This window comes from Streptomyces sp. CAI-85 (assembly GCF_013363615.1).
Taxonomy (GTDB): Bacteria; Actinomycetota; Actinomycetes; order Streptomycetales; family Streptomycetaceae; genus Streptomyces; species Streptomyces antibioticus_B.
Genome location: NZ_JAANNX010000195.1, coordinates 1 through 1148, shown reverse-complemented (window position 1 = coordinate 1148; position 1148 = coordinate 1). Strand labels below are relative to the sequence as shown.

General features: G+C 65.9%; 1 pseudogene. It reads right to left on the bottom strand.

The features are described 5' to 3' along the window. Positions 1-1148: pseudogene (locus G6W55_RS37725) on the bottom strand (vitamin B12-dependent ribonucleotide reductase); the annotation flags it as partial.

Sequence of the window (1148 nt, the reverse complement as noted above, 5' to 3'; positions counted from 1 at the left end):
GGGAAGTCGGCGAAGCAGATGGAGATGTCCATCGCGGTGATGACCAGCTCGACGACCTGCTGGAAGCGCTCGGTCTGGAAGGACTGGGTGCCCTGGCCGTCGTCCTTGAGGAACTTCATCAGGTTCAGCGAGGCGAGGTTGCAGGACGTGTTGTCCAGGTGCATGTACTCGCTGCACGGGTTCGACGCGGTGATCCGGCCGGACTCGGGGCAGGTGTGCCAGTTGTTGATGACACCGTCGTACTGGATGCCGGGGTCGGCGCAGGCCCAGGCGGCCTCGGCGATCTTGCGGAAGAGCGCCTTGGCGTCGACCTCCTCGATCACCTCGCCGGTCATCCGCGCGCGCAGGCCGAACCGGCCGCCCTGCTCCACGGCCTGCATGAATTCGTCGTTCACGCGGACCGAGTTGTTGGCGTTCTGGTACTGGACGGACGTGATGTCGTCGCCGCCCAGGTCCATGTCGAAGCCCGCGTCGCGCAGGACGCGGATCTTCTCCTCCTCGCTGACCTTGGTCTGGATGAAGTCCTCGATGTCGGGGTGATCGACGTCGAGGACGACCATCTTGGCCGCGCGGCGGGTGGCGCCACCGGACTTGATGGTGCCGGCGGAGGCGTCGGCGCCACGCATGAAGGAGACCGGGCCGGAGGCGTTGCCGCCGGAGGACAGCAGCTCCTTGGAGGAGCGGATGCGGGACAGGTTCAGGCCGGCGCCGGAGCCGCCCTTGAAGATCATGCCCTCTTCCTTGTACCAGTCGAGGATCGACTCCATGGAGTCGTCGACGGCCAGGATGAAGCAGGCGGAGACCTGCTGGGGCTGCGGGGTGCCGACGTTGAACCAGACGGGGCTGTTGAAGCTGAAGATCTGGTGCAGGAGGGCGTACGCCAGCTCGTGCTCGAAGATCTCGGCGTCGGCGGGCGAGGCGAAGTACCTGTGGTCCTCGCCGGCCTTCCGGTAGGTTTTCACGATCCGGTCGATGAGCTGCTTGAGGCTCACCTCGCGCTGCGGGGTGCCGACCGCGCCCCGGAAGTACTTGCTGGTGACGATGTTGACCGCGTTCACCGACCAGAAGTCGGGGAACTCGACGCCACGCTGCTCGAAGTTGACCGAGCCGTCGCGCCAGTTGGTCATGACGACGTCACGGCGCTCCCA